This is a genomic window from Cnuibacter physcomitrellae (assembly GCF_014640535.1).
In the GTDB taxonomy this organism is placed as follows: Bacteria; Actinomycetota; Actinomycetes; order Actinomycetales; family Microbacteriaceae; genus Cnuibacter; species Cnuibacter physcomitrellae.
This window is the reverse complement of record NZ_BMHD01000005.1, coordinates 1-5,505: the sequence shown is the minus strand read 5'-3', so window position 1 is coordinate 5,505 and position 5,505 is coordinate 1. Positions and strand designations below refer to the sequence as shown.

At 55.7% G+C, this 5,505-nt stretch carries 3 rRNA genes; all 3 read right to left on the bottom strand.

Annotated elements, in window-relative coordinates:
- Window positions 1-7 precede the first annotated feature (7 nt).
- The 3 genes from rrf to IEX69_RS20705 all read right to left on the bottom strand — a co-directional run bounded on the left by rrf (window position 8) and on the right by IEX69_RS20705 (window position 5,320).
- Window positions 8-124 (bottom strand): 5S ribosomal RNA (gene rrf / locus IEX69_RS20715).
- Between the two features lie 141 nt (window positions 125-265).
- Window positions 266-3,382, bottom strand: a 23S ribosomal RNA gene (locus IEX69_RS20710).
- Between the two features lie 413 nt (window positions 3,383-3,795).
- Window positions 3,796-5,320: ribosomal RNA gene (locus IEX69_RS20705) — 16S ribosomal RNA — on the bottom strand.
- Together the 16S, 23S and 5S rRNA genes form the textbook arrangement of a ribosomal RNA operon.
- Between the last annotated feature and the right edge of the window lie 185 nt (window positions 5,321-5,505).

The window sequence follows — 5,505 nt, the reverse complement described above, 5'->3', positions numbered from 1 at the left end:
GAAGTAAGTCCGGCGGTGTCCTACTCTCCCACAGGGTCGCCCCTGCAGTACCATCGGCGCTGAGAGGCTTAGCTTCCGGGTTCGGAATGTTGCCGGGCGTTTCCCTCTCGCTATGGCCGCCGAAACACTATGGATGTATCCGTGTTTCAGACAGTCCACACGAATAGTGTGGTGTCTGGTTCTCGACCGTACATCGAGAACCACATAGTAGACGCGAGCATCGCAGCCACACCTGCCAGCCTTTTCAAACGGCATGTGTGTAGTGATTGTCAAGTTATCGGCTTATTAGTACCGGTCAGCTCCACGAGTTGCCTCGCTTCCACATCCGGCCTATCAACCCAGTCGTCTGGCTGGGAGCCTCTCCCCCCGAGGGGGATGGAAATCTCATCTCAAGGCCGGCTTCCCGCTTAGATGCTTTCAGCGGTTATCCATCCCGAACGTAGCTAATCAGCGGTGCTCCTGGCGGAACAACTGACACACCAGAGGTTCGTCCAACCCGGTCCTCTCGTACTAGGGTCAGATCCTTTCAAATTTCCTGCGCGCGCAGCGGATAGGGACCGAACTGTCTCACGACGTTCTAAACCCAGCTCGCGTACCGCTTTAATGGGCGAACAGCCCAACCCTTGGGACCTACTCCAGCCCCAGGATGCGACGAGCCGACATCGAGGTGCCAAACCATGCCGTCGATATGGACTCTTGGGCAAGATCAGCCTGTTATCCCCGAGGTACCTTTTATCCGTTGAGCGACAGCGCTTCCACAAGCCACTGCCGGATCACTAGTCCCGACTTTCGTCCCTGCTCGACTTGTCAGTCTCACAGTCAAGCTCCCTTGTGCACTTACACTCGACACCTGATTGCCAACCAGGTTGAGGGAACCTTTGGGCGCCTCCGTTACTTTTTGGGAGGCAACCGCCCCAGTTAAACTACCCACCAGGCACTGTCCCAGGACCCGATCAGGGTCCGTAGTTAGATATCCAGAGTGACCAGAGTGGTATTTCAACAATGACTCCACGAACACTGGCGTGTCCGCTTCATAGTCTCCCACCTATCCTACACAAGCCACACCGAACACCAATACCAAGCTGTAGTAAAGGTCACGGGGTCTTTCCGTCCTGCTGCGCGTAACGAGCATCTTTACTCGTAGTGCAATTTCGCCGAGTTCGCGGTTGAGACAGCTGGGAAGTCGTTACGCCATTCGTGCAGGTCGGAACTTACCCGACAAGGAATTTCGCTACCTTAGGATGGTTATAGTTACCACCGCCGTTTACTGGGGCTTAAATTCTCAGCTTCGCCTTACGGCTAACCGTTCCTCTTAACCTTCCAGCACCGGGCAGGCGTCAGTCCGTATACATCGTCTTGCGACTTGGCACGGACCTGTGTTTTTAGTAAACAGTCGCTTCCCACTGGTCTCTGCGGCCTTCAACGCTTCCCCCAGCAAGTGGGTTCACGTGTCCGGCCCCCCTTCTCCCGAAGTTACGGGGGCATTTTGCCGAGTTCCTTAACCACGATTCTCTCGATCTCCTTGGTATTCTCTACCTGACCACCTGAGTCGGTTTGGGGTACGGGCGGCTGGAACCTCGCGTCGATGCTTTTCTCGGCAGCATAGGATCACCGAATTCTCCCGTGAGGGATATGCGTCAGATCTCAGGCATCGTGAGAGACGGATTTGCCTATCTCTCGCCCTACATCCTTACACCGGGACAACCATCGCCCGGTACGGCTACCTTCCTGCGTCACACCTGTTAATACGCTAACCGCACCAGCACGGGGTCGAGCGTTAGACCGGTCCCGTCACCCCCGAAGGGGATCAGTGGTCCGGGTTAGGACTCTTAGCACTACTGGATTGATTGGGGCGGTTCTTCGCCGGTACGGGAATATCAACCCGTTGTCCATCGACTACGCCTGTCGGCCTCGCCTTAGGTCCCGACTTACCCAGGGCGGATTAGCCTGGCCCTGGAACCCTTGGTCTTTCGGAGGACGGGTTTCTCACCCGTCTTTCGCTACTCATGCCTGCATTCTCACTCGTGTCGCGTCCACGGCTGGGTTACCCCGCCGCTTCACTCGCGACACGACGCTCTCCTACCCATCAACACGGCTGGACCACGAAGGCCTACCACTAATGTCAATGCCACAACTTCGGTGGCGTGCTTGAGCCCCGTTACATTGTCGGCGCGGAATCACTTGACCAGTGAGCTATTACGCACTCTTTCAAGGGTGGCTGCTTCTAAGCCAACCTCCTGGTTGTCTGTGCAACTCCACATCCTTTCCCACTTAGCACGCGCTTAGGGACCTTAGTTGGTGGTCTGGGTTGTTTCCCTCTCGACGATGAAGCTTATCCCCCACCGTCTCACTGCTGCGCTCTCACTTACCGGCATTCGGAGTTTGGCTGACGTCAGTAACCTTTTGGGGCCCATCGGCCATCCAGTAGCTCTACCTCCGGCAAGAAACACGCAACGCTGCACCTAAATGCATTTCGGAGAGAACCAGCTATCACGAAGTTTGATTGGCCTTTCACCCCTATCCACAGCTCATCCCCTCCATTTTCAACTGAAGTGGGTTCGGCCCTCCACGACGTCTTACCGTCGCTTCAGCCTGGCCATGGATAGATCACTTCGCTTCGGGTCTAGGACATGCGACTGAATCGCCCTCTTAAGACTCGCTTTCGCTACGGCTACCCCTCACGGGTTAACCTCGCCACATATCGCTAACTCGCAGGCTCATTCTTCAAAAGGCACGCCGTCACCCCCACAAGGAAGGCTCCGACGGTTTGTAAGCAGACGGTTTCAGGTACTATTTCACTCCCCTCCCGGGGTACTTTTCACCTTTCCCTCACGGTACTTGTCCGCTATCGGTCATCTGGGAGTATTTAGGCTTATCAGGTGGTCCTGACAGATTCACACGGGATTTCTCGGGCCCCGTGCTACTTGGGATACTCTCCACGCCAGAACCATCATTTCGGCTACGGGGTTGGCACCCTCTCTGACCGGCCTTTCAATGCCGTTCGCCTATGATGTTCTGTCACGTCCACGATCCGGCAGAATCGTGAAGAGAGTCCCACAACCCCGACCATGCAACGCCCGCCGGCTATCACACATGATCGGTTTAGCCTCATCCGCGTTCGCTCGCCACTACTAACGGAATCACTGTTGTTTTCTCTTCCTGTGGGTACTGAGATGTTTCACTTCCCCACGTTCCCTCTACCCGCCCTATATATTCAGGCGGGAGTCACCGGGTCACCCAAAGGGCCCGGCGGGGTTTCCCCATTCGGAAACCCTCGGATCACAGCTCGTTTATCAGCTCCCCGAGGCTTATCGCAGATTACTACGTCCTTCTTCGGCTCCAGATGCCAAGGCATCCACCGTCTGCTCTTAGAAACTTGAAATCACATGAGTTTTAGAATCGATCGCGACACCCGAAGGTGCCGAGATTGACCAATGATCTAATAAATCAGATCTGTGAAACGAACCCCGAAGGGTCCGAATCTAAGATGCTCGCGTCCACTGTGTAGTTCTCAAAGTACGGGCGGTACCCTCCCCCAGCCCCCAGACGGGAACAAGGAAAGGGTCCAGAGGTTCAGAACGACACCTTCCAGTGCCGGCCCGGTCCCTCAGGACCCAACAGCGTGCATATGCTGCCACCCTCTCACCGATCCGTTCCAGTCACCGAAGCGACGTACTAGAACCAGCCAGAATCCTGCAGCACCTATGTCAATGTTCCACCCATGAGCAACCAGCCGAAGACATTCGCTTCGGAACTGGCGCCTGGACACCCCAAGAGGTGCCAGATGCTCCTTAGAAAGGAGGTGATCCAGCCGCACCTTCCGGTACGGCTACCTTGTTACGACTTAGTCCTAATCACCGATCCCACCTTCGACGGCTCCCTCCACAAGGGTTAGGCCACCGGCTTCGGGTGTTACCGACTTTCATGACTTGACGGGCGGTGTGTACAAGGCCCGGGAACGTATTCACCGCAGCGTTGCTGATCTGCGATTACTAGCGACTCCGACTTCATGAGGTCGAGTTGCAGACCTCAATCCGAACTGAGACCGGCTTTTTGGGATTCGCTCCACCTTACGGTATCGCAGCCCTTTGTACCGGCCATTGTAGCATGCGTGAAGCCCAAGACATAAGGGGCATGATGATTTGACGTCATCCCCACCTTCCTCCGAGTTGACCCCGGCAGTCTCCTATGAGTTCCCACCATCACGTGCTGGCAACATAGAACGAGGGTTGCGCTCGTTGCGGGACTTAACCCAACATCTCACGACACGAGCTGACGACAACCATGCACCACCTGTTCACGAGTGTCCAAAGAGTTGACCATTTCTGGCCCGTTCTCGTGTATGTCAAGCCTTGGTAAGGTTCTTCGCGTTGCATCGAATTAATCCGCATGCTCCGCCGCTTGTGCGGGCCCCCGTCAATTCCTTTGAGTTTTAGCCTTGCGGCCGTACTCCCCAGGCGGGGCGCTTAATGCGTTAGCTGCGACACGGAAACCGTGGAATGGTCCCCACATCTAGCGCCCAACGTTTACGGCGTGGACTACCAGGGTATCTAATCCTGTTCGCTCCCCACGCTTTCGCTCCTCAGCGTCAGTTACGGCCCAGAGAACTGCCTTCGCCATCGGTGTTCTTCCTGATATCTGCGCATTCCACCGCTACACCAGGAGTTCCATTCTCCCCTACCGCACTCTAGTCTGCCCGTACCCACTGCAGGCCCGAGGTTGAGCCTCGGGATTTCACAGCAGACGCGACAGACCGCCTACGAGCTCTTTACGCCCAATAATTCCGGACAACGCTTGCACCCTACGTATTACCGCGGCTGCTGGCACGTAGTTAGCCGGTGCTTTTTCTGCAGGTACCGTCACTTTCGCTTCTTCCCTGCTAAAAGAGGTTTACAACCCGAAGGCCGTCATCCCTCACGCGGCGTTGCTGCATCAGGCTTGCGCCCATTGTGCAATATTCCCCACTGCTGCCTCCCGTAGGAGTCTGGGCCGTGTCTCAGTCCCAGTGTGGCCGGTCACCCTCTCAGGCCGGCTACCCGTCGTCGCCTTGGTGAGCCATTACCTCACCAACAAGCTGATAGGCCGCGAGCTCATCCCGAACCGAAAAATCTTTCCACGAGCAGACCATGCGGTCACTCGACATATCCAGTATTAGCCACGGTTTCCCGTGGTTATCCCAGAGTTCGGGGCAGATTGCTCACGTGTTACTCACCCGTTCGCCACTGATCCAGCAGAGCAAGCTCCACCTTCACCGTTCGACTTGCATGTGTTAAGCACGCCGCCAGCGTTCGTCCTGAGCCAGGATCAAACTCTCCATAAAAAATGTTTGCCAACCATCCACGGGAAAACGCGGACAGAAAGCGAGCTTGATCTGACTAAAAGACTGTCAACTGACAATCATTAGTTATCCAAAAGGAATCCCAACCCCAGCCAAAGCTGAAGTACGGGGTAATTTGGCATTGAACATAGTGCACGCTGTTGAGTTCTCAAGGATCGGACGCACCC